This is a genomic window from Thalassospira lucentensis, from assembly GCF_050516545.1.
GTDB lineage: Bacteria > Pseudomonadota > Alphaproteobacteria > Rhodospirillales > Thalassospiraceae > Thalassospira > Thalassospira lucentensis_C.
The window spans coordinates 365,852-389,747 of sequence record NZ_CP191544.1 but is presented as its reverse complement, the minus strand read 5'-3'; the positions used below and the strand labels follow the sequence as shown (position 1 = coordinate 389,747).

Genomic DNA, 23,896 nt, shown 5'->3' with positions numbered 1-23,896 from the left:
TTTGACAACCAGAATTCGAAAGTGCCTTTATGTCGGCTATCGTCGCCACCAATTCGTTTGCCCCTGTCCTGATCGTCGCGGGCCCGACTGCGAGTGGTAAGTCCGCCCTTGCACTTGATATGGCCGATGCGTTTGACGGTGTGGTGATCAATGCCGATAGCATGCAGGTCTATGAAGAACTGCGTGTGTTAAGTGCCCGCCCCGATGATGCCGAAACCGCGCGGGCGCCACATCGGCTTTACGGGGTTCTTTCGGGTCGCGAAGCATGTTCTGCCGGGAAGTGGCGCGATATGGCTATGGCCGAGATTGCCGAGTGTCACGCCAAGGGCAAACTGCCGATCATTACGGGTGGTACTGGCATGTATTTAAATGCCCTGACCAATGGCATTGCACCGATCCCAGATGTGCCTGCCCGGATTCGCGATATTGTCAGTGCCGAGTTGGCAGAATTGGGTCACGCAGCGTTCTTTGCCAAACTTACCCAAGATGACCCGGAAACAGCGGCAACACTGGATGGCACAAACACCCAGCGTTTGATTCGCGCCGTCGAGGTTTTTGCCCATACCGGCCGCGGATTGGCAAGCTGGCACACCGAACCGGTCATTACCCCGCCCGAAAACATGAAATTCAAGAAACTTTGTTACATGCCACCGCGCGACATTTTATATGACCGCTGCAACCGGCGTTTTGATCTGATGATTGAACAGGGTGCACTTGATGAAGTGGCCGGGTTGATTGCCCTTGATTTACCGCCGAGTGCCCCGGTTATGAAGGCTGTCGGGGTTCGGGAGCTTGCCGCGCACCTTGCCGGTGAGATCGATCTTGAGACCGCAAAAGAGAAATCCCAACGAGAAACCAGACGCTATGCCAAGCGTCAATTAACGTGGTTTCGCCATCAAATGACCGACAAGGAAATCATCGACGCGCAATATTCGGAAAGTTTGGCAGCAAAAATGCGTCATGATATTAACCAATTTCTGTTGACCACGCCAAAGTGAGGCGATAGGTTGGCGCTTCCCCCGCCTAAATGGCGGAAAACCGCCGTTTCGGCGGATTTTTCAACTCCAATTCAAGGATAATTGGATCATGTTTCAACCACGCGGTTATCACGCGACACGTTGTTGTCGCTAAGTAAAGAGGCTCGAAAATCATGGTAGAACGTATTTTGAACGGTTCGGAAGTAGTGTTGCAGGCCCTTGTAGATCAGGGTGTGGAAGTCGTGTTTGGCTATCCCGGCGGCGCTGTCCTACCGCTATATGACGAGATTTTTAAACAAAACCGAATTCGTCACGTTCTCGTCCGCCATGAACAGGCTGCTGTCCACGCTGCTGAAGGTTACGCCCGCTCGACCGGTAAGGTCGGCGTTGTGCTGGTAACCAGCGGCCCCGGTGCGACAAATGCAGTTACCGGCCTTACCGACGCGTTGATGGACTCGATTCCAGTTGTCTGCCTGACAGGTCAGGTGCCGACCCATTTGATCGGCAATGATGCATTCCAGGAAGCCGACACCACCGGCATTACCCGCCCTTGCACCAAGCATAACTATCTGGTGAAAGACAGCGACAAGCTTGCGCGTACGATGCATGAAGCATTCCACGTCGCATCAAGCGGTCGTCCGGGTCCGGTTGTTATCGACCTGCCAAAGGATATTCTGGTTGGCAAGGCGCCATACCTTGAACCGTCACAGGTTCAGCACCGGACCTATAACCCGGTGGTTAAAGGTGATCGCGGCCAGATCGAAGAAGCCCTTAAAATGCTGGCATCGGCCGAAAAGCCGATCCTGTATTGCGGCGGCGGTGTGATCAATTCCGGCGAACAGGCATGTAAGCTTCTGGCCGAATTTACCCGCACCACCGGTATTCCGATCACGCTGACCCTGATGGGGCTTGGTGCCTATCCGGCGTCCGACAAACAGCATCTTGGTATGCTGGGCATGCACGGCACATACGAAGCCAACATGGCAATGCATGATTGTGATGTCATGTTCGCAGTTGGCGCGCGTTTTGACGACCGTGTGACCGGCAATCTTGATTTCTTCTCGCCGGGTTCGCAGAAAGTGCAGGTCGATATTGATCAAAGCTCGATCAATAAAAACGTGCCTGTCGATATCGGGATTGTTGGCGATGTTGGTCATGTTCTTGAAGACATGATCAAAATCTGGAAAGCCAAACAGTACAAGATCGACGCAAAAGCGCTTGATGGCTGGTGGAAAGAGATTGAAGGCTGGCGTGAAAAACGCTGCCTGTCCTACAAACAGCCAAAAGACGTGATCAAGCCGCAGCACGTTATTCGCCGCGTCCATGAATTGACCCGTGATCGCAAAACCTACATCACCACTGACGTTGGTCAGCACCAGATGTGGGCCGCCCAGCATTTCGGGTTTGAACATCCTTATGAATGGATGACCTCAGGTGGTCTTGGCACCATGGGCTATGGCATGCCGGCAGCCCTTGGCGTGCAGGTTGCCCATCCGGAAGCAACGGTTGTCTGCTTTACCGGTGATGCGTCGATCATGATGAACATTCAGGAATGTGCGACGCTTAAGCAGTATCGCCTGCCGGTCAAGACCGTGATCCTGAATAACCGTTATATGGGCATGGTTCGCCAGTGGCAGCAGCTTCTGCACGGGTCACGCTATTCCGAAAGCTATAGCGAAACCCTGCCTGACTTCGTCAAACTGTCCGAGGCCTTTGGCTTTACCGGATTGACCTGCAAAGATCCGGCTGATCTTGATGATGCCATCAAGCAGATGCTGGAAATTGACGGTCCGGTGATTTTGGATGTCGCAGTCGACGACAAGGAAAACTGCTATCCGATGATCCCATCGGGCAAGCCGCATAATGAAATGCTGCTTGGGCAGGAAACCAACGGCGACGAAGCCATTGATTCCGATGAAGGGATGGTTCTGGTCTGATCCGCACCGAGCGCGCGTGCGAGACGATATCATCAAAACCATAAATTAAAGCCGGTTCGGGTGGCGACCTGATGTTGCCCCCGCCCCTGCTCTAGCGGAGCGAGACCGTGAAAGAAACCGAAATTTCGAAACACACAATATCCGTTCTGGTGGATAACGAATCAGGCGTCCTTGCCCGTGTTATCGGGCTGTTCTCTGGTCGTGGCTATAATATTGAAAGCCTGACCGTGGCAGAAGTCGACGCCGACGCCCATCAGTCACGCATCACTGTGGTTACCTCGGGAACCCCGATGGTGATCGAACAGATCAAGGCACAGCTTTCGCGCCTTGTCCCGGTTCACAAGGTCAGCGATTTGACCTTGGCGGGACCAAGTGTCGAACGTGAACTTGCCTTGGTCAAAGTGATCGCAACGGGCGAACAGCGTGTTGAGTCCCTGCGCATTGCCGATATCTTCAAGGCCCGCGCAGTCGATGCGACCAATAATTCCTTCGTTTATGAAATCATCGGCAGCCCCGAAAAGATTGATGCCTTCATCAAATTGATGGCGCCACTGGGGCTTTCGGAGATTTCGCGTACTGGTGTGGCTGCGATTTCACGCGGCACGCTAACGATGTGAGTTTGCCCTGTCCGGTGATCCGCATCGGGCATGGCATTGGGGTTTCATCCCCGAAATAATTATTACCATCCACCACGCATAAAAATAAGCGTGGTCCAACGTCCAGAGGTATCGAAAGATGCGTGTTTATTACGACCGCGATGCAGATGTTAATCTGATCAAAACCAAAAAAGTTGCCATCATCGGTTACGGTTCGCAGGGCCATGCCCATGCGCTTAACCTTCATGATTCCGGCGTTAAAGAAGTTGTTGTTGGCCTTCGTGAAGGTTCTTCTTCGCGTAAGAAAGCTGAAAACGCTGGTCTGAAAGCCATGACCCCGGCTGAAGCCGCAGCATGGGCCGACGTTGTCATGATCCTGACACCGGATGAACATCAGGCAGCAATCTATGCAAACGAACTGCGTGACAACCTGAAACAGGGTGCTGCACTTCTGTTCGCACACGGTTTGAACGTTCATTTCGGCCTGATCGAGCCACGCGCTGATCTTGACGTCATGATGATCGCACCAAAGGGTCCTGGCCACACGGTTCGTTCCGAATATAAACGTGGCGGCGGCGTTCCTTGCCTCGTCGCAATCGAACAGAACGCTTCGGGCAATGCCCTTGAAGTGGCGCTGTCTTATGCTTCGGCAATCGGTGGCGGTCGTTCGGGCGTGATCGAAACCAGCTTCCGTGAAGAATGTGAAACCGATCTGTTCGGCGAACAGGCTGTTCTGTGTGGTGGTCTGACCCAGCTGATCAAATACGGCTTCGAGACCCTGACCGAAGCTGGTTATGCTCCGGAAATGGCATATTTCGAGTGCCTGCACGAAGTGAAACTGATCGTTGATTTGATGTATGAAGGCGGTATGGCCAACATGCGTTACTCGATCTCCAACACCGCAGAATACGGCGACTATGTCACCGGCCCGCGTGTTATTGATCCGTCGGTCAAAGAACGCATGAAAGAAGTTCTTGCTGACATTCAGGAAGGCAAGTTCGTTCGTGACTTCGTTCAGGAAATGCATTGCGGTGAGCCGATGTTCAAAGCAACGCGTCGCCTGAATGCAGAACACCCGATCGAAGAAGTTGGCACCAAACTGCGCGCTATGATGCCGTGGATTGCTGCAAACCAGCTTGTCGACAAAGAAAAGAACTAAGCTTTCAGCTTAGGCGCTTTTATGCAAACGGCCGTCCCGATGGGGCGGCCGTTTTGCTATTTGGCACCCTGTTTCATTTGCCGCACGGGGAACCGAAGCTCTGTCACTACCCAGATCAACACACACAGGATCGAAACAGTTGATCCAAGAGTGACAACAGCCCCCCACCCGCCGATGCCATAGGCCACTGCCGAACTGGCTGACCCGCAAGCCCCGCCCAAGAAGTAACTGGCCATATAGCCGGTCGTCAGGCGGCTTCGTGCTTCGGGGTTTAGGCGATAGACCTCGCTTTGATTTGAGATATGCGCGCCTTGAATTCCAAGGTCGAGCAACACCACCCCAACCGCAAACGCCACCAGCGACCATTGCCCCCAATACAGCAATGTCCAGCTAACCACCGTGGTCATCAGAAATCCACCAGTGCTTAGCCGTGCCCAGCCCTTATCGGCCAGCCTTCCGGCAATGCGGGCAGCAAGGATACCAATCGCACCGATCAGGCCATATAGGCCAATGACTGCTTCAGACATGTCATATTGGCGTACCAACATGAAGGCCATCGACGTCCAGAAGATACCAAACACAGCATATTGCAGTCCGCCAATCAGGCTTCGGCGGCGCAGGACCGCTTCGTCACGAAACAGATGCAGGATGGAAACATAAAGCGTTCTGTAACTGGTGTGCGAGGTTGGCGGGATATGGGGAATGATCCGGTAACAGGCGACAGAATAAACCGCCATCAAAACCGATGCGACGATGAAGACCGACCGCCACCCGGCCAGTTCCGCCATGACGCCTGAAAACGTGCGCGCCAGAAGAATGCCGAGCAACAGGCCACTCATCACCGCCCCGACCGCAGCCCCGCGCTTATCATCACTGGCAAGGTGGGCGGCCAAGGGCACCAGGATCTGTGCCGTTACGCAGGTGATGCCGACCGTGATGCTAAAGGCAACCAACATCAAAAATGACGGTGCCAATCCCATGGCCAACAACCCCAAGGCCGTCAGGGCGGATGTGATGGTCAGCAATTTGCGCCGTTCATGATGATCGCCAAGGGGCACCACCGTAATCAGCCCGGTCAGATAGCCAAGCTGTGCAACCGTCACCAGCAAACCGGCACTTGTTTCACTCAGCCCATATTCACGGGCAAGCAGTTCAAGCAAGGGCTGCACATAATACAAACTGGCAACGGACAGGCCGCTTCCGACCGCCATAAAGGCCAAAAGGCCGGTCGTCAAAGTAGGCTTGGCATTCATGTCGGAGGGGCTCTGAGTTGGTTGGTGGTGTCCCAAGATACCCGCCAATTCAGATGGTTACAATCAGATCACTGGCACAGGTGCGTTGCTGATACGGCAACGATCCGCAACGTGCTGCATAACAGCCATAACCAAATCTGGATCACCGACTGTGCTTTGAACTGGATTTCGAAGGGTTATCTGTTTAATCCTGAACCTTAAAACTTTAAACCAGATATGAGCATTTCGGAATGTCGGACACTATTGATATCGCCCCAGAAGTCGCAAAAGCCCTTGCTGCTGGCAAGCCGGTCGTCGCCCTTGAATCAACCATCATTTCCCATGGCATGCCCTATCCGCAAAACCTTGAAACAGCGCGCGCTGTTGAACAGGATGTGCGTGATAATGGCGCCATTCCGGCGACCATCGCGGTTATTGGCGGGCGTTGTAAAATCGGCCTGCTGCCCGAAGAACTTGAATATTTCGCCAAGGGTAGTGATATCCTGAAACTGTCACGCCGCGACATTCCATATTGCATCGCCAAAAAACGCGACGGCGCAACCACGGTTTCAGCCACCATGATCCTGGCGGAAAAAGCCGGTATCCGCGTCTTTGCCACCGGCGGGATTGGTGGTGTTCACCGTGATCTTGCCGGTAACTATGACGTATCGGCCGATCTGACCGAACTTGGCAAAACCAGCGTTGCTGTGGTCTGTGCCGGGGCCAAGGCGATCCTTGATATTCCCAAAACGCTTGAACATCTTGAAACGCTTGGCGTTCCGGTTATTGCTTATGGCACCGATGAATTTCCGGCATTCTACTCCGTTGAAAGCGGCCAGAAATCCCCGCTTCGCCTTGATAGCCCCGATGAAATCGCGGCATTCCTGAAATCGAAATGGGAATTTGGTCTTGAAGGCGGTGTTGTCATTGGCAACCCACCAGAAGCCGACAAGGCATTGGCCCGCGAAGCCATCGAAGGTGCGATCGATGACGCACTGGCCGCCGCCAAAACACAGAACATCCTTGGGCGTGATGTCACGCCGTTCCTGCTTGAACGTGTGACCAAGCTGACCGAAGGCAAAAGCCTTGACGCCAATATCGCCCTTGTGCGCAACAATGCGCGCCTTGGGGCAAAGATTGCGGTTGCGATGGCGGGCTAACCAACGCCCAACGCGCACGAAACAAGACGGTAAACCAAAACAGGCTGGCAGTGATGTGCCAGCCTGCTTTGCATTTAGCTTTTCAGAATGCCTTTGCCTTCAAACCCCGGCTTGATCTTGGCATCGTCAATTGGCGTGCCCCATTGGGGCGCACAGGGCAAAACACCCGCCCAGACATCCCAATCGTAGTCTTCGTCGTCATCCACCGGATCGCCGGTTCTGACCTTTGCCGAGACTTCTTTTAAATCAAAGCCAAGGAACATGGTTGCCTTGAGTTCCTGCTTGTTGGGTTCGCGAATGGTTTCCCACCGGCCCGGTTCAAGCTTTTCGACAAACAGTCGCGAATGTTCCATTTTGCCGTCTTCGTCAGATACCAGTTCGCCCTTGCCGTAAATCACGACCGAACGATAGTTGGCCGAATGATGAAAGGCCGAACGCGCCATCACCAAACCATCGAGATGGGTGATGCAAAGACAGGCTTCTGCCCCCTCGGCAATCGCGGCCAAGATCCTGTTTTTCGACGCACCATGGATATAAATCCGCTCCCCCACCCGCCAATGGGCGGTCGGGATCATGGCCGGGCGTCCATTCACCACCGTGCCAACATGGCAAATCAGCGCGTCATCAATAATGCCGTGAACAAGTTTCCGGTCATAAGAAGCGCGTTTGGGGCCGCGCACAATTTTGGTATCGGGGTAAACTTCATACTGATCGGATGCGAGTTGTTCCGGCTTTGCGATGGTTTCAGACATGGCGTTCTCGTTTCATAAGTCTTGTGGTGGCTTTGATCGCACAGATTGCGCGGCTTTCGCGCTTGGTTGCCCCATCATGGTTAGAATTGGACTTTTCAAAAGGTCCATTATAATAAAAATGATAGAACCAATTATTTGATCAGGCTTGCCATGTCGCGCAGTGATTACAGCTGGATTTATCCAAGCCAAACCAATGACAGCAATGACGCAGGATCGTTAAGCGCCTATCGCCGCCTGTATCACGGGATCAGGGCAGCAATCCTTGACGGGCGCCTGCATCCGGGTGAACGCCTTCCGGCCAGCCGGGATTTGGCAAAGTCGCTGGGAATTTCGCGCAATACGGTGGTCACCAGTTTCGATCTTTTGACATCCGAAGGTTATCTTGAAACTCGTGTCGGTGCCGGAAGCTTTGTGGCGGGGTCGCTTCCTGATCGCGACATGCATGCAGATCCTGACCGGAAATCGGCAAGGTCAAAAACGACCAACGACCGGCCCTTGCGGCTCAGTCAAAGTGTCAAACGCATGCTGGAATATCAGCGACGTTTTCCACGGTTTCGCGTCGCCCGTCCGTTTAACCCGGCCACCCCGGACCTTGATGCGTTTCCATTTGATCTTTGGGCGCGGTTGTTGCGTCGATCCTGGCGGGCGCCTGATATTGATCTGACCATTCCTGACGATCCGCTTGGCATGCCTTTGTTGCGCGATGAAATCGCCAAATGGCTGCGTCAATCACGTGGGGTCAATTGCCATGCCGATCAGGTGATGGTGGTATCGGGCGCGCAACAAGCACTTGATCTGATTGCCCGCGCGCTTGTCGATCCCGGCGATATCATCGCCACCGAAGACCCCGGATATGAGGGCATTCGCGGTGTTTTGGCATCAAGTGGAGCGATGGTTCACCCGATCCCGGTCGATGCAGAAGGCTTGTGCGTTGATGGGCTTTCCCAAACCCGATCACCGGCCCGGATTGTTGTTACCACCCCGTCGCGGAATTATCCGCTGGGAACCACGCTTTCGCTTGCCCGTCGCCTGTCACTTTTGCAATGGGCGACAAGCAATGATGCGTGGATTGTCGAAGACGATTATGACAGCGAGTATCGTTATGACGGCCCACCGCTTTCATCGCTGCAGGGGTTGGATAGTGATAACCGGGTGATCTATGTCGGGACTTTTTCCCGTGTGATGTTTCCCGGTATCCGGCTTGGATATCTTGTGCTGCCGCCAACCCTGATCCCGGCGTTTCGCGGCATGCGGGGATTTGCCGACGGGGTTCCGGCCCCCACCGCCCAAGCTGCCCTTGGGACATTCTTTGCCGAAGGGCATTTTGGCAGCCATGTGCGCAAGATGCGCCTTCGCTACGGCGAACGGCGCGCGCACCTTAAATCCCTGATTTCCGAAACAGCCGGAGATATTTTATCGGTCATGCCATCGGATGGCGGGTTGCATCTTTGTGCCCGTTTAATCGCCGGGCATGACGATATCACCCTTCAGGAAAAGATGGTTAAGGCCGGGCTCGATTGTCGGGCCCTTTCATCCTACTACCATGATAAAACACCCGAAAACCGCGAAAACCTACCGCAAGGATTGGTGCTTGGGTTTGCCGGTTGGAAAAAAACTGCACTTTCTGAAAGTTTCGGTGAACTGATCGAAATCATCAAACGTAGTATTTAATGTACCCCAAGCCAGAGAGAGCGCCACGACGCCTGCCCTCTAAAGTCGCGACGCTCTCTCCCCTAGGGTCACATTTTACTCCCCTACAAACATCAGGAATGCAGATGACTGAACGCCCGATCGCAATCATGTGGTTTCGAAATGATCTGCGTCTGGCCGACAATCCGGCATTAATGGCGGCGGTAAAATGGGCCGATCAAAATAATGCCGTGGTCTTGCCGATATTCATCCTTGATCGCGTAATTTCCGATCAACTTGGCGGCGCAACGCGTTGGTGGCTTGAAAAAAGCCTTGCCGCCCTTGAAAACAGCCTGTCTGCGATCCGCAAAAATACTGCAAACCCGATAACCACCTTGCGGCTGTTCACCGGTAATTCGGGCAATATCCTTGAAAACATTGCAGATCAACACCCGGTCAAAGCCGTGTTTTGGAACCGGCTATATGACAGGCCGTCAACCAACCGCGATACCGAGATCAAAACCGCCCTGCAGGATCGAGGCCTGACTTGCGAAAGCTTTAAGGCCAATCTTTTGTTTGAACCGTGGGAGATTAGAACAGGAGCTGGGACTGATTTTAAAGTCTACAGCCCGTTCTGGCGTGCCTGTCAAAAGCAACCTTCCCCGCGTGCGCCACTCAGGGCACCTGAAAGCCTTGTCACCAGCGACATCCAGATTGACGGCGAAGTCGAATTGGACGCCCTTGACCTTGCCCCAAAACCTTTTAACTGGGCAGCAGGCTTTGACGAACGGTTTACTCCCGGCGAACAGGGGGCGAAGGACCAGTTGTTTGATTTTATCGATGATCGATTGTCCGATTATGCCGATCTGCGGGATCGCCCCGATCACCGGGTAACCTCGGAACTTTCCCCGCATTTACGGTTTGGTGAAATAAGCCCCTATCAGGTGTGGCACACCGCCAGTCATTTTGCCGATGCCAATCCGGGCAAGGGCAAAACCGCCGCCAAATTCATCTCTGAACTGGGCTGGCGCGAATTTTCCCACCATATCCTTTTTCATGCCAAAGACCTGCGCAGCGTTCCGTTGAACGCAAGTTTCAAACATTTCCCATGGTCGGAAAATGAAGTTGCCCTTAATCGTTGGCAGAGCGGGCAAACCGGCTTTCCGATTGTCGATGCCGGCATGCGTGAACTTTGGCATACCGGCTATATGCATAATCGGGTGCGGATGATTGTCGGATCAATTTTGGTAAAACACCTTTTGATCCATTGGCACGATGGGTTGGCGTGGTTTGATGACACGCTTGTCGATGCCTGCCCGGCCAACAATGCCTTTTCATGGCAATGGATCGGTGGATGTGGTGCCGATGCATCCCCGTATTTCCGAATATTCAATCCAGTTCTTCAAGGCGAAAAGTTTGATCCCGACGGCGACTATGTCCGCCAATGGGTGCCGGAACTTCGCGACATGCCAGAAAAATTCATCCACAAACCATGGGACGCTGGCCCCTTGATCCTGAAGGCCGCTGGCGTCACGTTGGGCGGCACCTATCCCAAACCCTTGATCGGACTGAAAGAAGGCCGTGAGCGCGCCCTGATCGCCTATCAGGACATGAAGCAGAGTGCGTCGTAACATATCCTGATTACGGTTCGATTTTCAGATACCAGATCAGGTTTTCAACGCTATTTGGCTTTAACGGACCGTTGGAGCATATCGCAGTATCAATCAATGTATCGAAGCTGCCGTAACCATCAAGGTCGAGTACAGCCAAGCCAAAGGCGCAGCGTTCGTGTTTTACGCCGTCGCCAAAGGCAACCATCCCTTCCGCACCATTTGGATGGGAAACTTTCTTCACAAGCTTCTTATGCTTGATCAGAACCGCAGTGAATCTTTCAAAATTCTTTCTTGAAACAGCAAGGCGTTCCGCGCCCCTGGGAATACCGGCATCCCAAAACCCGATACGGACATACCCGTGGCCCTTATCGAGTATCCATTTTTGGGCAAAATCGGCATCCTTATAGATACCGGTGCGCTCAAGTTCGCTCACAGATGTCACGGTTCTGCCGGAAGCCTCTGCGATATTAAACTGCACATTGCGATCTACAATCTGATCGTCTGGAACAGTGGGCTCTCCAAACGTAAAGAACAATGCCAATACAGGATGGATGACCGAACGAAACACATTCTCGAAGAATCCCCAATCAAGGAATAATCCGGGAAACCTCATTTCCAGAATGTTTTCTGATCGCCAAACAGCTTGGCAGCTTCTTCAAGTCCCAGAAGCTTATGATCTGCACGTGCGCCAAACCAACCTGACACCAGCCCCACCGCAATCATGCCGTCCTTTGACAATTGCGGGGAAAGTGCCATCAGGCGCGCCTCTGCAACGGCGGCATCCTGAAGCTGCCCAAGAATTTCCTGCATATCTGTTAGTTTTGAGCGGAATTTTTTGACTTTCTTGCTGCCATAGACCGCGCCAAAGAAATCCGTGCCATATCGCATCTGTTTCACATCCAGACGCAAGGCATGAAGTTGCGGGATGCTCAGTGATGCGATTTCACCGCTTCGTTTGGTCACGCGTTTATAAGATCGGTCCAGAAGCGGTGCGGCCATCTCGGACACCGGTGCGGCCATGGCTTTCATTTGTTCGGCACTTGCCCCGGATGCCCAGCGCGAATAACTCGCCCACGCCCCAAGGAGTATAAGCAACTGCCCATATTCCGGTTGATCCAGCATGGTGCGCGCCATTGCCAAGGCATCCGCACGTTGCTTTTGCGCTGCCACCCGCAATTCGGCAATTCCGGCATGGTCGGGGAAACGTTCTTCGATCATGGGTAAGGTTTCACCAAGAAACACGTCCCAATCACGCAGTCCGTCCAGCCCTTTGGTACAAACCTTAAGCAAGCGGCGCAGCAAAACAGCTTCGCCCGTCGGCAGGTTTTTCTTAAACAGGTTCAAGGCAACGCGCAGGCGGCGCATGCCAACCCGCATTTGATGGCACCCTTCAACATCAAGATCCTGACGCACGCAGACTTCGTTGCTCAGGATCATGCGCAGGCCTTGGGCCAACACGGCACGAAAGGCGGTTTCTGCCGACATATCATTGGTCAGCGCCACCGGAGCAGCCCGAAAGGCACCTGAGGTTTTACCAAGATAAAGGTCGCGTCCCCTTGATGCCTTTGACCGCATGCTTAAAAGCATCGGAACCGTGCGTTGCAGTTCAAGCGCAAGGTCAAACAAGGCGGCCGGATGGCCTTTTTTAAGTTCGAACTCGACTTCGGAAAGCGGGGTTTCCTTATCCCCCGCCCGGACGACACCTTGGTCAATCGCCATTTCCATGACCGCATCGCGATAGGTCAAATCAACCGCACTGCGTTTAAGATCACTTTCAAAAATGCGTTCGATCTTTTTCTTCTTAACAAACTTGTTCAGGAGCTTTTTGACATCCTTGTCGGTGAATTTATCAAGATCGATTTCACCTTCTTCCAGCTCGACCGTCCATTCATCGCGCGCAGGCAGGGCTTCGCGCAGCCCATTGGACGTCTTGACCGTTTGCTCCCAGCCCTGCGTCCCCTTTTTGCGCAGGCGCACAGCAATGCCTTTGCCCGCCAGTGAAAGCTTGGGCGTGTCATGATAGATTGAGACAAGATGGGTCGTGATCAAACGACGGCCTTCCTTGACCTCTCGCAGAACCGGCGCATTTTTTAAACGCGCAACGTGTTTTGGATCGATGCGAAGTTTCAGTTCGATCTCGATCTGCTTCTCGGCCATGTTTGTCCCCTAGGCGTCTTTGTTCGGTATGGCGCGGATGCCATCATCGTACGGCTCAGTCCGAAAACGTCTTTTACTGCGGCATGCAGAAAGGGTAGCGGACTGTAAAATTTTCGCAAAAAAAGCGCCAAACTCTTTTCCAATCAAGTGCTAAACGCACATCTAACAGGTCGCACAAGAAGAGCTTTTCATTTGAACCCCAAACAGAACAATTCAGTTCATTTGATCAAACAAGGAACAGAATTCGCCAACATCGAAGATACAAACGCCTTGTAAGCAGCCTGGACAACAGACTGACAGTTCAGTGTTTTCATATCGATTCCCCTCACCTGATCTACAACATGATGCCAACAAGCAACACACCTGTCCAATTCTCTGAATGTATGGCTAAAAACGGTATTTCCACCACTTTTGATCAGGTCCCTGCACCACAAATAGAGGTTATGCTTGCCACGGGACATACAATCTAGAGGGCAACAATGACTTCCAAGAAACTTATCGGACTAGCCGTTGTGGGGATATCTCTGTTGCTGGCCGGGTGCCAGACCACACCAAATCATTCCTTTTCGGAGTGGCAAGAAGTACCGATTGGCAAATCACGGTTTAACGTGCCAACGGTATCGACCATTCCCGTTACCAAACTCGAACATAATGATCGCAACAATGGTCAGGTTCAGAACGAGAAATGGGAACTTGGCTGCGGACAGGGCTTTGTATCCAGCGCCTATACATTCGATGTCTGGTTTACCAGCCAGACCGAACAAGAACTTGCAGACGAAGCACAGTTCCGCGAGACATTTGAAAACGCCGACATCACCATTTCGAAAACCTATCCGATTACGTCAAACACGAATGGTAAGGCGGTTGGCTATTATGCAGATGCTGCTATCGGCGGAAATTCGAATTGCAAAATCGCAAAGTTCGGATTTCGGGCAGCAAATGGTCGTAAAATCTATGATAACGATCAAGGCGGTATCGACGCTGTCGTCAGCGTGTTCTATTGCGGGGATTCCGAGTTTGATATCACCAAGCTAACCCATGGAATCAGTCTGGTAGATGACCGCGACGCCTATAGCGCAGCAGTTGCACGCCTGCCAAAACTCGAATGCCCGTCAAAGAAAACGTCCGCTTCACTATCTGCTATCCCGGACAATGACTGGGGAAATGTTCAGAAAGGTTCATATGACCGAACCATCGCCCTGAGTTGGGGAAACAAGCTTAGCGACGGGTATCTTGATACCAAGGTCTCACTGAAAGATTATGGTGGGACGCTTGAGTTTGTCGGCCCGGACAATGCGACCTGCAAAACACAACTGAGCATCGACAAATATGACAGCCCCGTAGAAGGCACTTGGTTTTCCAATTGCGACAAGGGCAGTTTTGCATCAGGCACATTCACATTTGACAGCAAGCGCAACCTGATCGGGCAAGGCACGGATCAGGATGATGAAGGTGTTGAATTCACCCTTTGGCTGCCAAAATACAACGCCTGACAATGACCAAAAGCAAAAAGACCCGGCCAATGGCCGGGTCTTTTTTGTCTTGGGAAAGATGGTGCCCAGAGGCGGGTTCGAACCACCGACACGCGGATTTTCAGTCCACTGCTCTACCAACTGAGCTATCTGGGCATCTTTTCTTTCGTCTCTGTTTCCAGAGTGTTCCTTGCGGAACGAGCGGGGTTATACAAACTCCACCGGACCTTGTCCAGACTCAAATCGCATTTTTTTTGCGATTAAAATTCTTCTTCATCTTCAAGGTCTTCGAGATACTCTGGCGGCTCGGTTGCGGGAATTGCGTAACTTTCATTCAACCATTTACCAAGGTCGCGATCAGCACATCGTTTCGAGCAGAACGGCTTATATTTTTCATCCGCTGGCTTGCCACAAACAGCACAGTCGGAGATTGCTGTTTTCGTTGTCTTTTTTTCGATCATTCTATTTCTTCTCCAACCGATAGGCGTCGTCATCAAGGTTCGGGTCCGCGACAATATCCGGCGCAACCCCGAATGCATTTGCCAATATCTGGACCGCATCAATGCGCTGCGCAAGTCTTTCGGCCATGCTTGGTGCAATGTAAAGCACCATCGCACCAACCTTGCCAGTGCGGCATTCTGCAATCATTGCCCGTATGATGGAATTCAGGGATGTTTCTTGCGAAGGCGTATGGTGCGCCTGTTTGCTTAGAACACGGGCCAAAAGCGATTCGCCCGCCCGCTGACGGCTAAATTCATACAGGCCAAGGCGTGTAAAGCCACCGATCTGAACCGCGCCGTCAAGCTCCGCCCCGAAAGCCGTTCGGATGGCGTCTTCAAACTTGTCACGGCCATTTCGGGTTTGCATCCGCAACGGATCAATCACAACCAACCCGCCAATATTGCGCAAGCGGATTTGATGAACAATCTCAACCGCGGCCCGAAGGTTGACTTCAATCGCACGGGCCTCGCTATCGCGGCCGGCATCCGCACCGCCCGCATTGACATCAATCGCACAAAGTGCGGTTGCAGGATCAATGGCAATCCAGCCACCGCCAGCAAGATCAACACGGCTTTGCAATGCCTTGCCTATGGCCTCTTCAATCCCCTGATCGTCAAACAGAAGCTGGCTGCCTGTGTAGCGCGTTAAATGAGCATCCGAGGCCCCACGGGCCTTTAAAACGCCGCGTAGCTGCACAAATTGATCCGTGCCATCAACAATGCAGTCATCCCCATGCATCAAATGGCGTTCGATCATTTGATCAAGGTCTGATTGCGCCTTGCAGACCAAGATCGGTTTGGTCGGGCTGGCAAGGGCTGTGACGGCCTTTTGCCATTGCGCTCTGAGCAAACGATACTCGCCGGCAATGGCATCTTGTGCCCAATCAAGGGCTGCACTGCGAAGCATGATGCCATCCCCGTCGACCTGCAGGGATTTCAACATCCCTGTCAGTTCTGCACGTTGTTCGGCGTCTTTGAGTTTACGCGGGAGTTCGATCAGTTTGCCACCGGGGCGCAGGATCATGCCCACACCTTCAATCGCGATCCGCCCGGTAAGCTTCACGCCCTTGTCTTCAAAGCCAAGGCGGGAAACCTGAACCAACACCCATTGGCCTTCATGCACAGGGCCGGGATAACGATCAAACGGCAGCAAGCCATCAGGAATGCCATCAAGGGCAACCATGGCGGCCGCCATTTCAGGCATGATTTTACGAATGCGTCCAAGATGGAGATCAAACCGCGCCGGTCCACCCCGATCAATCCAAAGACGGCTTAAACGGTCATTTTCAATAAGGGCCACCCTGCGTTCAAGCGCAACGGCATCAATCAGCAGGCGGCCAGTATGGTTTCCGCCAACTGACATGATCAGACCTCTTTGGGGTGATATCCAAGACCGCGTAAAAGACCATCAACTTCGCACAGCGACAATCCGACGACATTGGAATAGGAACCGGAAATGGCCTTCACAAAGGTAGCACCATAGCCCTGAATAGCATAGGCCCCTGCTTTGCCGCGCCATTCATCGTGGGATAAATAGCGACTTAGGTCTTCGGCACCCAATGAGCGGAATTTAACCTGCGTTTCAATCACACGCGATCGTTCCGTGCCATCGGGCGCGATCAGACACATTCCACCATAAACACGGTGGCGGCGGCCTGAAAGCAGGCTCAGGAATTTACGGGCTTCTTTTTCATCCGATGCCTTGCCGATTGCCCGGCTGCCACAGGCAACGACAGTATCCGCAGCAAGCACAAAAGCCCCGCCATTGGTTTTCGCAATGGCACGGGCTTTTTCTTCTGCAAGGCGCAACGCAAGTCGACGCGGACTTTCGTCAGCCTTGGGCGTTTCGTCGATATCCGCAGGAACAACCTGATCTGGCACAATTCCGATCTGCGCAAGCAGCTCAAGACGGCGCGGCGATGCAGATGCCAATATCAGTTTCGACAAAACGCAAGCTCCCGGATGTCGGATCTTTAACCATGATAAGCATGTGGAAAACGCACATGCCTACTTTAAACAGCGATTTCGTTCCTTGGGCGCAAAGGTAAACCGCACACCAGACAAGGTCAATTTACGCTGTGGAAGGTTTCAGATTACTTGAAACGGAAGGTGATACGACCCTTGGTCAGGTCATAAGGGGTCATTTCGACGCTGACACGGTCCCCTGCGAGAACACGAATACGGTTCTTACGCATTTTGCCCGAAGTATGAGCAAGGATTTCGTGGTCATTGTCCAGCTTCACGCGAAACATCGCATTGGGCAGAAGTTCAACGACAGTGCCCTGAAACTCGATAACGTCTTCTTTAGCCATGTGACTCCTAGCTTTCGTATTGCAATATCAAAATACCGGTGGGGCGCAAACTGCTCTGAACCGCGCAAAAGGTCAAGTCCTTTCGCGCAAAGGCCCGGCGGCCCAGCACTGCAACAAAGACATGACAGCACCATTTCAACCACCAACGAACCCAATAACCACAAAGACCGTCATCAATGATGCCCCCTTACCCCTTTGCCCATCGCGATAATCGACCTATTGTTTACAGCCTTGTCGCGCCCCGACCCCAAAGGAAATCAACATCATGCGCCCGAATGACCATCCTGAAATCCGTCTTGCCCACAGGGACGATGCCCAAGCAATTCACGCCATGCTGTTTGAAATCGCCGTGACAACGGGCTCGGAAGACAAATTCAAAAGCACGCCTGCCGATATCGCCCGTGACGGGTTTGGCGATCAGCCTTTGTTTGAAGCCATGATCGCAACCGATGACCAAAAGCCGATTGCGGTTTGCCTTTATTTTCCAAGCTATTCAACATTTCGCGGTCAGGCCGGGCTTTATGTTCAGGATCTTTATGTCGCGCCATCGCATCGCGGGGGCGGCTTTGCCCGCAAACTGGTCGCACTTGTTGCAAAACGCGCACAAGAAACCGGCAAAGCCTATATCCGGCTTTCGGTCGATGCCAACAACCTGATCGGGCAACGCTTTTATGAGAAGCTTGGCATGCGTCCTGCTGATGATGAGCGGATTTTTGTTCTTGATGGCCCGGCATTTAGCGCACTTGCAGGCGAATAACCGATTGCCCGTCAAACCTTGGGGGCGGGTCCGACCGGGAAACGATCCAGAATGCGTTTTTTGATCTGATCGCGGACCTGACGATAGGCTTCAAGGCGGGTTTCGCGGGATCCTTCGATCATGGTTGCATCAAAGGTATTCCAGAATTCGACATCACAGGCCATCGTGCGGGTCATTTCCACGGCACGGTGCTGGGCTTCCGGTGACATGGTAATGATCAAATCAAAGAACCCGTCTTCAAGTTGATCGAATGTCTTGGACCGATAGGTCGAAATATCCAGCCCGATTTCGTCCATCACGGCGACGGCAAAACCATCCACTTCGCCTGTGCGAACGCCGCAACTTTCAACATAAATACGTGTCCCGTGATAATGCCGCATCAAGGTGGCTGCCATCACGGAACGAACGGCATTGTAACTACAGGCGAAAAGAACTGAGCCGGGGAGTTCTTCTGCCACTGCGCCTTAACCCCGAATGTGAAGAACACAAATCAGCGTAAACAGGCGACGCGCAGTATTTTCGTCAATCGTCACCTTCTCGGCCAGAAGTTCGCGCAGTTGTTCGGACCCTTCGTTATGCAGCCCGCGACGGGCCATATCGATGGTTTCGATCTGAGATGCACTGGCCTTCTTGATCGCGTCATAGTAGCTCTCGCAGATCATGAAATAGTCTTTCACAATCCGGCGGAACGGCGACAGTGGCACAGGAATGGTTGTCAGATTTTCGCTGTCATCATCGCCACGCACATCCATATAGATGCGGTTTTCTTCGATGCGCATGTGAACCGAATAAGGCCCTTCGAACCCGCCAGCAGGTTCGAAATGGTTATCCTCAAGCAGGTCATAAATTGCGACCGCCTGTTCATGTTCGACTTCGGGGCGGCGACGTACCTTGTACTTTTCGTCAAGATAGATACCGGCGATACACTGATTTGGTGCCATGGCTCTCTCCCTGCGGTCCCGTTACGCGCTGCACTGCAACAGCTTACATCTGGTTTGACCGGATCGCTACTGAAAGTCCATGTGCTTGCAGACCTTCACTTTCTGCTAGCGCAATTGCAGCTGGCCCAATTTTGGCAAGGCTTTCGGGCGTGCACTTGATCAGCGATGAACGCTTGATAAAGTCCAGAACCCCAAGACCGGAAGAAAACCGTGCCGAACGGGCCGTTGGCAATACGTGGTTCGGCCCGGCGACATAATCACCAATGGCCTCTGGCGTGTAACGACCCAGGAAGATCGCACCGGCATGATGAATTTCTTCTGCCAATGCATCGGGGTCATCAACCGCCAGCTCAAGATGTTCCGGGGCGATCCGATCCACAAGGGCCGGAGCCTGCGACAGATCTTCGACCAAAACAATTGCACCAAAGTCGCGCCAGCTTGCCCCGGCAATTTCCGCACGCGGCAAGGTTTCAAGATGCTTATCAATTGCGGCCTGAACACGATCTGCAAAATCGGCGTCATCCGTGATCAGGATCGACTGGGCAACCGGGTCATGTTCTGCCTGCGACAGAAGATCTGCTGCGACCCAGCCTGGGTCATTGCTGCCATCGGCAACCACAAGGATTTCGGACGGACCGGCAATCATATCAATGCCGACCTGCCCAAATACGCGGCGCTTGGCAGCCGCGACAAAGGCATTGCCCGGACCGACGATCTTATCAACCGGCTTGATGGTTTCCGTGCCATAGGCAAGGGCGGCAACGGCCTGCGCCCCACCAATACGGTAAATCTCGTCCACACCGGCGATACGAGCTGCTGCCAGCACCAGCGGGTTCATTTTATTGTCCGGGGTCGGCACAACCATGACAAGGCGATCAACACCGGCAACCTTGGCCGGAATCGCATTCATCAGAACAGATGACGGATAAGACGCCAAACCGCCGGGCACATAAAGCCCTGCTGCGGAAACCGCACGCCAGCGCCAGCCAAGCTCGACACCGGTTGCATCGGTATAGCGTTCATCGGCCGGCATCTGTTTGGCGTGATAGGCACCAATACGTTCTGCGGCCAGTTCAAGTGATTTTAAAAGTTCGGGCTCGATCTGTGTCATTGCTGCGTCGATTTCGGCCTTGGACACAGCCATGCCTGATGCATCGATATTCAGACGATCAAAGCGATTGGTATATTCGCAAACGGCGACATCGCCGCGTTTCCGGACGTCGGCAATGATATCAGCAACCGCTGCATCAACATCGGCATCCGATTCCCGCTTCATGCCCAGAAGTTTGACAAACTCTTCTTCAAACCCGGCATCGGTAATCGAAAGTTTAAGCGGCATTGAGCACCTCGGAAAAACGGTCGATCCATGGCTGAACATCGGTCGGACGGGTTTTCAGCGCCGTACGGTTCACAATCAGGCGCGAGGTTACATCCGCAACATGCTCGATCTCGCGCAGGCCATTGGCCTTAAGCGTATTGCCCGTGGAGACCAGATCGACAATGCGTCGGCACAGACCAAGCGTCGGGGCCAGTTCCATTGCCCCGTTCAGCTTGATGCATTCGGCTTGCACACCACGCTTGGCAAAATGGGTCCGGGTGATGTTGGGGTATTTGGTTGCAACGCGGACATGCGACCACCGCGACGGATCATCGCCATCAACCATTTCATCGGGCTCAGCAACCGCAATACGGCAATGACCAATGTTAAGATCCAGCGGCGCGTAAATATCCGGATAGTCAAACTCCATCAGGACATCATTGCCACAAACACCGATATGAGCAGCACCAAAGGCAACAAAGGTTGCAACGTCAAAGCTGCGCACACGGATAATGTCGATATGCGGATGATTGGTGGTGAACCGAAGAGCACGGGATTTCGGGTCATCAAATGCCGCCTCCGGTTCGATCCCTGCGGATCGGACCAATGGCATTACTTCGTCAAGAATGCGCCCCTTTGGCAGGGCCAGCACCAGCTTTTCGTCACTCATCAATCAGTCGCCTTACGCGTTTGTCTGTCGTCTGGATCGGGTTTCGATCCCTCGGTAACCGTTAGACGGGAACCCGGACACGTTCGATCTGCGCCCCACAGGCGCCAAGTTTTTCTTCAAGTCGCTCATAGCCGCGATCAAGGTGGTAGACACGGTTAATAACCGTCTCGCCTTCGGCTGCCAAGCCCGCAAGCACCATCGAAACCGATGCGCGCAAATCCGTTGCCATCACTTCGGCACCGGAAAGCTTCGCACTGCCGCGCACGATTGCTGAGCGGCCATGGACATTGACGTCCGCACCCATGCGGCTCAATTCCGGCACATGCATGAAACGGTTTTCAAAAATCGTTTCGGTGATCATAGATGCCCCATTGGCGACCGCCATAAGCGCCATGAACTGCGCCTGCATATCGGTCGGGAACCCCGGATAAGGTTCGGTCATCACGTCAACACCCTTAAGCGTCGCCCGATTACCACTCACCTTCATGCCGTCTTCCGTTTCTTCAATCTCGACACCTGCTTTGCGCATCGCATCGACAAGGCTTTCGATCAGCTCGATCCGCGTACCTGTAATTTCAATCTCGCCACCCGTGATTGCCGCGGCAATTGCATAGGTGCCGGTTTCGATACGATCTGGCACGACGGAATATTCCGCACCATGCAATCGTGGCTTACCGGTTACTTTCAGCGTATCAGTCCCAATGCCTTCGATCTCGGCCCCCATCGCAACCAGACAATGCGCCAGATCGGAAACTTCAGGTTCGCGTGCTGCATTGGCAATGGTCACAACGCCGTCAGCCAAGGACGCCGCCATCAGGGCATTTTCGGTCGCCCCGACAGAAACCTGCGGGAACAGGATATGTCCGCCTTTCAGGCCTTCTGGTGCGCGGGCTTCGATATAGCCTTCGGTCAGGTGGATTTCAGCACCCATGGCTTCTAACGCCTTAAGATGCAGGTCAACCGGACGGTTGCCAATTGCACAGCCACCGGGCAGAGACACACGGGCCACACCGCACCGCGCGACAATCGGACCAAGTACCAGAACCGATGCCCGCATTTTGCGAACCAGATCATAGGGCGCAGTTGTGGACGTGATTTCCTTGGCGGTCATTTCCAGAACACGACCCGTATGCCCACCATTGGGGGCATGCCCGTTCAGATGCAACGCCACACCGTGTTGGGCCAGCAAGTTCGCCATCGATGTGATGTCTGCCAGATGCGGCAAGTTGGAAAGGGTTAGCGTTTCATCTGTCAGCAGGGCTGCTGCCATCAGCGGAAGGGCCGCATTCTTGGCACCGCCAATTGCAATTTTACCCTGCAACCGGCGACCACCGGAAATCTTGATCTTGTCCATTCAATCCTCTTTGTGCTGCGCTTGGCACGCAGCAAAACCTTATCTTGGCGTATCGCAGCCTGAATTATTGCTATGCCTTTATCACAGGCGCGGCAATGTGACACCTTTTTGGCCCATATATTTCCCTGCACGATCCGCATAGGAGGTATCGCATTCGCTTTCGGCTTTCAGGAAAATAAACTGGCAGGCCCCTTCATTGGCATAGATGCGTGCCGGCAGCGGTGTCGTGTTCGAAAATTCCAGTGTCACATGCCCTTCCCATTCGGGTTCAAGCGGGGTGACATTGACAATGATTCCACAGCGGGCATAGGTCGATTTGCCAAGGCAGATTACCAGCGTGTCGCGCGGAATGCGGAAATATTCCACCGTGCGCGCCAGGGCAAAACTGTTGGGCGGGATCACACAACAATCCGTCTTGCGATTGACGAACCCTTCATCGGAAAAATCTTTGGGATCGACAATGGCCGAGTCGACATTGGTAAAAATCTTGAACTCGTCAGAAACACGGGCGTCATAGCCATAAGAACTGACACCATAGGAAATCACGCCATCGCGCTTGAAACCGTCAACAAACGGCTCAATCATGGCCTTTTCCTGCGCCATCTGGCGTATCCAGTGATCCGGTCTTACTGACATATTGCCACCCCTGTTTTAAGAAAAAGTCCCGACACCAACTCGTACCATCGGTTTTACCCGTGCCAAGCCCCCGAGATCAACCAAACGATGCGTAAACGAGGTTATTCAAACGAACAGGTAAAATTCTCAGGTCCAATGAAGTTAAACTTCAGACGAAATTTATCGCCCACCGACCCTAGAAAACCCGCCCTATTCGTCCGACGTCCGATCCGGGGCAGTATCGGATTGCGCATCCTTGCGTGAACGTTGCTGTTGTTTGCGCTTGGCCAGATTGGCGCGCAGAGCTTCGGCTTCGCGCTTTAAGCGTTCTTCATTCACGGCCGGGCGGGCGTCTGATTTCTTTGCTGTCATAATCTGATTTGGCTTTGTGGTTCAAATGCAGGGGCTGTTATAAAACAGCACGCGAAAAATTACAGCCGATCTTGACGAAAACAGGGCAAAAAGCGCCGATGTGCGATCAATCGAAAAACTTCGCATATTTCTGACTTGACCAATTACTGATCCGTGGCCTATAACCCGCCCGCACCGCAAAGGGCATATGCTGCCGTAGCTCAGGGGTAGAGCACTCCCTTGGTAAGGGAGAGGTCGAGAGTTCAATTCTCTCCGGCAGCACCATCACCTTGCGGTTGGCCCGAATATCGGGCTGCCGTAGCTCAGGGGTAGAGCACTCCCTTGGTAAGGGAGAGGTCGAGAGTTCAATTCTCTCCGGCAGCACCATTTTCCC

The 23,896-nt window shown here is 53.2% G+C and carries 24 protein-coding genes and 3 tRNA genes; 11 read left to right on the top strand and 16 right to left on the bottom strand.

Features of this window, described 5'->3' with window-relative positions; translation table 11 throughout:
• Positions 1-29 precede the first annotated feature (29 nt).
• The 4 genes from miaA to ilvC all read left to right on the top strand — a co-directional run bounded on the left by miaA (position 30) and on the right by ilvC (position 4,669).
• Entirely contained in the window at positions 30-998 is a 969-nt protein-coding gene (miaA, locus tag ACQ0MK_RS01670) for a tRNA (adenosine(37)-N6)-dimethylallyltransferase MiaA (protein WP_430474550.1), read from the top strand.
• Between the two features lie 152 nt (positions 999-1,150).
• Positions 1,151-2,914, top strand: a complete 1,764-nt coding sequence (locus ACQ0MK_RS01665; RefSeq protein WP_430474549.1) for an acetolactate synthase 3 large subunit — start codon at positions 1,151-1,153, stop codon at positions 2,912-2,914.
• A gap of 107 nt (positions 2,915-3,021) precedes the next feature.
• A complete protein-coding gene (ilvN, locus tag ACQ0MK_RS01660; RefSeq protein WP_369813528.1) occupies positions 3,022-3,531 on the top strand; it encodes an acetolactate synthase small subunit in 510 nt (169 codons plus the stop codon).
• A gap of 118 nt (positions 3,532-3,649) precedes the next feature.
• The gene (gene ilvC, locus ACQ0MK_RS01655) at positions 3,650-4,669 is read left to right on the top strand and encodes a ketol-acid reductoisomerase (protein ID WP_350041871.1); all 1,020 of its coding nucleotides are present in this window, start codon (positions 3,650-3,652) and stop codon (positions 4,667-4,669) included.
• 56 nt (positions 4,670-4,725) lie between these two features.
• On the opposite strand, the gene ACQ0MK_RS01650 is transcribed toward ilvC, so the two are convergent.
• On the bottom strand, positions 4,726-5,922 hold the full coding sequence (locus tag ACQ0MK_RS01650) for an MFS transporter (protein WP_430474548.1): 1,197 nt from the start codon (positions 5,920-5,922) through the stop codon (positions 4,726-4,728).
• A 230-nt stretch (positions 5,923-6,152) separates the two neighbouring features.
• Between ACQ0MK_RS01650 and ACQ0MK_RS01645 the strand changes: the two genes are divergently transcribed.
• On the top strand, positions 6,153-7,061 hold the full coding sequence (locus tag ACQ0MK_RS01645) for a pseudouridine-5'-phosphate glycosidase (RefSeq protein WP_430474547.1): 909 nt from the start codon (positions 6,153-6,155) through the stop codon (positions 7,059-7,061).
• Between the two features lie 74 nt (positions 7,062-7,135).
• Here ACQ0MK_RS01645 and ACQ0MK_RS01640 read toward each other — a convergent pair whose 3' ends face one another.
• The gene (locus ACQ0MK_RS01640) at positions 7,136-7,813 is read right to left on the bottom strand and encodes a pyridoxamine 5'-phosphate oxidase family protein (protein WP_430474546.1); all 678 of its coding nucleotides are present in this window, start codon (positions 7,811-7,813) and stop codon (positions 7,136-7,138) included.
• A gap of 150 nt (positions 7,814-7,963) precedes the next feature.
• Here ACQ0MK_RS01640 and ACQ0MK_RS01635 point away from each other — a divergent pair, with 150 nt between their 5' ends.
• Together ACQ0MK_RS01635 and ACQ0MK_RS01630 are read left to right on the top strand one after the other, a co-directional pair.
• The gene (locus tag ACQ0MK_RS01635) at positions 7,964-9,484 is read left to right on the top strand and encodes a PLP-dependent aminotransferase family protein (protein ID WP_430474545.1); all 1,521 of its coding nucleotides are present in this window, start codon (positions 7,964-7,966) and stop codon (positions 9,482-9,484) included.
• A 104-nt stretch (positions 9,485-9,588) separates the two neighbouring features.
• Positions 9,589-11,073: a cryptochrome/photolyase family protein gene (locus ACQ0MK_RS01630; protein WP_430474544.1), complete on the top strand. Its 1,485-nt coding sequence runs from the start codon at positions 9,589-9,591 to the stop codon at positions 11,071-11,073.
• A 10-nt stretch (positions 11,074-11,083) separates the two neighbouring features.
• Here the strand turns inward: ACQ0MK_RS01630 and ACQ0MK_RS01625 are convergent, their stop codons facing one another.
• Both ACQ0MK_RS01625 and ACQ0MK_RS01620 read right to left on the bottom strand, forming a co-directional pair.
• On the bottom strand, positions 11,084-11,668 hold the full coding sequence (locus ACQ0MK_RS01625) for a hypothetical protein (protein ID WP_430474543.1): 585 nt from the start codon (positions 11,666-11,668) through the stop codon (positions 11,084-11,086).
• Complete coding sequence (locus ACQ0MK_RS01620; RefSeq protein ID WP_430474542.1) at positions 11,665-13,212, bottom strand: CHAD domain-containing protein; 1,548 nt, start codon at positions 13,210-13,212, stop codon at positions 11,665-11,667. Before ACQ0MK_RS01620 ends, ACQ0MK_RS01625 begins: the two co-directional genes overlap by 4 nt.
• A gap of 479 nt (positions 13,213-13,691) precedes the next feature.
• Between ACQ0MK_RS01620 and ACQ0MK_RS01615 the strand changes: the two genes are divergently transcribed.
• Positions 13,692-14,705, top strand: coding sequence for a hypothetical protein (locus ACQ0MK_RS01615; RefSeq protein ID WP_430474541.1), 1,014 nt, complete (start codon positions 13,692-13,694; stop codon positions 14,703-14,705).
• Positions 14,706-14,764: 59 nt separating this feature from the next.
• On the opposite strand, the gene ACQ0MK_RS01610 is transcribed toward ACQ0MK_RS01615, so the two are convergent.
• The 5 genes from ACQ0MK_RS01610 to infA form a co-directional block, all read right to left on the bottom strand.
• Positions 14,765-14,840: transfer RNA gene (locus ACQ0MK_RS01610), tRNA-Phe, on the bottom strand.
• Positions 14,841-14,944: 104 nt separating this feature from the next.
• Positions 14,945-15,145: a DNA gyrase inhibitor YacG gene (locus tag ACQ0MK_RS01605; RefSeq protein WP_350041881.1), complete on the bottom strand. Its 201-nt coding sequence runs from the start codon at positions 15,143-15,145 to the stop codon at positions 14,945-14,947.
• Position 15,146: 1 nt separating this feature from the next.
• Complete coding sequence (locus ACQ0MK_RS01600; RefSeq protein WP_430474540.1) at positions 15,147-16,547, bottom strand: ribonuclease E/G; 1,401 nt, start codon at positions 16,545-16,547, stop codon at positions 15,147-15,149.
• A 2-nt stretch (positions 16,548-16,549) separates the two neighbouring features.
• On the bottom strand, positions 16,550-17,131 hold the full coding sequence (locus tag ACQ0MK_RS01595) for a Maf family protein (protein ID WP_350047635.1): 582 nt from the start codon (positions 17,129-17,131) through the stop codon (positions 16,550-16,552).
• Between the two features lie 146 nt (positions 17,132-17,277).
• On the bottom strand, positions 17,278-17,496 hold the full coding sequence (gene infA, locus ACQ0MK_RS01590) for a translation initiation factor IF-1 (RefSeq protein ID WP_007092059.1): 219 nt from the start codon (positions 17,494-17,496) through the stop codon (positions 17,278-17,280).
• A gap of 265 nt (positions 17,497-17,761) precedes the next feature.
• On the opposite strand from infA, the gene ACQ0MK_RS01585 reads away from it, so the two are divergent.
• The gene (locus ACQ0MK_RS01585; protein ID WP_430474539.1) at positions 17,762-18,253 is read left to right on the top strand and encodes an N-acetyltransferase family protein; all 492 of its coding nucleotides are present in this window, start codon (positions 17,762-17,764) and stop codon (positions 18,251-18,253) included.
• Positions 18,254-18,264: 11 nt separating this feature from the next.
• On the opposite strand, the gene ACQ0MK_RS01580 is transcribed toward ACQ0MK_RS01585, so the two are convergent.
• The 7 genes from ACQ0MK_RS01580 to ACQ0MK_RS01550 all read right to left on the bottom strand — a co-directional run bounded on the left by ACQ0MK_RS01580 (position 18,265) and on the right by ACQ0MK_RS01550 (position 23,523).
• On the bottom strand, positions 18,265-18,711 hold the full coding sequence (locus tag ACQ0MK_RS01580; protein WP_430474538.1) for an arsenate reductase ArsC: 447 nt from the start codon (positions 18,709-18,711) through the stop codon (positions 18,265-18,267).
• Between the two features lie 6 nt (positions 18,712-18,717).
• Positions 18,718-19,194, bottom strand: a complete 477-nt coding sequence (locus ACQ0MK_RS01575) for a UPF0262 family protein (RefSeq protein ID WP_350041886.1) — start codon at positions 19,192-19,194, stop codon at positions 18,718-18,720.
• A 43-nt stretch (positions 19,195-19,237) separates the two neighbouring features.
• The gene (gene hisD, locus ACQ0MK_RS01570) at positions 19,238-20,533 is read right to left on the bottom strand and encodes a histidinol dehydrogenase (RefSeq protein WP_430474537.1); all 1,296 of its coding nucleotides are present in this window, start codon (positions 20,531-20,533) and stop codon (positions 19,238-19,240) included.
• Complete coding sequence (gene hisG, locus ACQ0MK_RS01565; RefSeq protein ID WP_350047641.1) at positions 20,523-21,182, bottom strand: ATP phosphoribosyltransferase; 660 nt, start codon at positions 21,180-21,182, stop codon at positions 20,523-20,525. The genes hisD and hisG overlap by 11 nt, the downstream gene beginning before the upstream one ends.
• Before the next feature lie 61 nt (positions 21,183-21,243).
• Complete coding sequence (murA, locus tag ACQ0MK_RS01560; protein ID WP_430474536.1) at positions 21,244-22,536, bottom strand: UDP-N-acetylglucosamine 1-carboxyvinyltransferase; 1,293 nt, start codon at positions 22,534-22,536, stop codon at positions 21,244-21,246.
• Positions 22,537-22,617: 81 nt separating this feature from the next.
• Positions 22,618-23,172 carry a dCTP deaminase gene (gene dcd, locus ACQ0MK_RS01555; RefSeq protein WP_350041890.1) on the bottom strand — a complete coding sequence of 185 codons (555 nt, stop codon included), beginning with the start codon at positions 23,170-23,172 and terminating at the stop codon, positions 22,618-22,620.
• A gap of 189 nt (positions 23,173-23,361) precedes the next feature.
• Entirely contained in the window at positions 23,362-23,523 is a 162-nt protein-coding gene (locus ACQ0MK_RS01550) for a hypothetical protein (protein ID WP_350160144.1), read from the bottom strand.
• 189 nt (positions 23,524-23,712) lie between these two features.
• Here ACQ0MK_RS01550 and ACQ0MK_RS01545 point away from each other — a divergent pair.
• Both ACQ0MK_RS01545 and ACQ0MK_RS01540 read left to right on the top strand, forming a co-directional pair.
• Positions 23,713-23,787: transfer RNA gene (locus ACQ0MK_RS01545), tRNA-Thr, on the top strand.
• Between the two features lie 27 nt (positions 23,788-23,814).
• Positions 23,815-23,889: transfer RNA gene (locus ACQ0MK_RS01540), tRNA-Thr, on the top strand.
• The last annotated feature ends 7 nt before the right edge of the window (positions 23,890-23,896 follow it).

Excerpts from the sequence above, each read along its gene's own strand:
- ACQ0MK_RS01630 (WP_430474544.1), top strand. The coding sequence starts at position 9,589 with ATGACTGAACGCCCGATCGCAATCATGTGGTTTCGAAATGATCTGCGT.
- miaA (WP_430474550.1), top strand. The coding sequence starts at position 30 with ATGTCGGCTATCGTCGCCACCAATTCGTTTGCCCCTGTCCTGATCGTC.
- murA (WP_430474536.1), bottom strand. The coding sequence starts at position 22,536 with ATGGACAAGATCAAGATTTCCGGTGGTCGCCGGTTGCAGGGTAAAATT.
- ACQ0MK_RS01585 (WP_430474539.1), top strand. The coding sequence starts at position 17,762 with ATGCGCCCGAATGACCATCCTGAAATCCGTCTTGCCCACAGGGACGAT.
- ilvC (WP_350041871.1), top strand. The coding sequence starts at position 3,650 with ATGCGTGTTTATTACGACCGCGATGCAGATGTTAATCTGATCAAAACC.
- ACQ0MK_RS01635 (WP_430474545.1), top strand. The coding sequence starts at position 7,964 with ATGTCGCGCAGTGATTACAGCTGGATTTATCCAAGCCAAACCAATGAC.
- ACQ0MK_RS01600 (WP_430474540.1), bottom strand. The coding sequence starts at position 16,547 with ATGTCAGTTGGCGGAAACCATACTGGCCGCCTGCTGATTGATGCCGTT.
- ACQ0MK_RS01650 (WP_430474548.1), bottom strand. The coding sequence starts at position 5,922 with ATGAATGCCAAGCCTACTTTGACGACCGGCCTTTTGGCCTTTATGGCG.
- infA (WP_007092059.1), bottom strand. The coding sequence starts at position 17,496 with ATGGCTAAAGAAGACGTTATCGAGTTTCAGGGCACTGTCGTTGAACTT.
- ACQ0MK_RS01615 (WP_430474541.1), top strand. The coding sequence starts at position 13,692 with ATGACTTCCAAGAAACTTATCGGACTAGCCGTTGTGGGGATATCTCTG.
- ACQ0MK_RS01645 (WP_430474547.1), top strand. The coding sequence starts at position 6,153 with ATGTCGGACACTATTGATATCGCCCCAGAAGTCGCAAAAGCCCTTGCT.
- dcd (WP_350041890.1), bottom strand. The coding sequence starts at position 23,172 with ATGTCAGTAAGACCGGATCACTGGATACGCCAGATGGCGCAGGAAAAG.
- ACQ0MK_RS01625 (WP_430474543.1), bottom strand. The coding sequence starts at position 11,668 with ATGAGGTTTCCCGGATTATTCCTTGATTGGGGATTCTTCGAGAATGTG.
- hisD (WP_430474537.1), bottom strand. The coding sequence starts at position 20,533 with ATGCCGCTTAAACTTTCGATTACCGATGCCGGGTTTGAAGAAGAGTTT.
- ACQ0MK_RS01575 (WP_350041886.1), bottom strand. The coding sequence starts at position 19,194 with ATGGCACCAAATCAGTGTATCGCCGGTATCTATCTTGACGAAAAGTAC.
- hisG (WP_350047641.1), bottom strand. The coding sequence starts at position 21,182 with ATGAGTGACGAAAAGCTGGTGCTGGCCCTGCCAAAGGGGCGCATTCTT.
- ACQ0MK_RS01640 (WP_430474546.1), bottom strand. The coding sequence starts at position 7,813 with ATGTCTGAAACCATCGCAAAGCCGGAACAACTCGCATCCGATCAGTAT.
- ACQ0MK_RS01605 (WP_350041881.1), bottom strand. The coding sequence starts at position 15,145 with ATGATCGAAAAAAAGACAACGAAAACAGCAATCTCCGACTGTGCTGTT.
- ACQ0MK_RS01665 (WP_430474549.1), top strand. The coding sequence starts at position 1,151 with ATGGTAGAACGTATTTTGAACGGTTCGGAAGTAGTGTTGCAGGCCCTT.
- ACQ0MK_RS01550 (WP_350160144.1), bottom strand. The coding sequence starts at position 23,523 with ATGACAGCAAAGAAATCAGACGCCCGCCCGGCCGTGAATGAAGAACGC.
- ACQ0MK_RS01620 (WP_430474542.1), bottom strand. The coding sequence starts at position 13,212 with ATGGCCGAGAAGCAGATCGAGATCGAACTGAAACTTCGCATCGATCCA.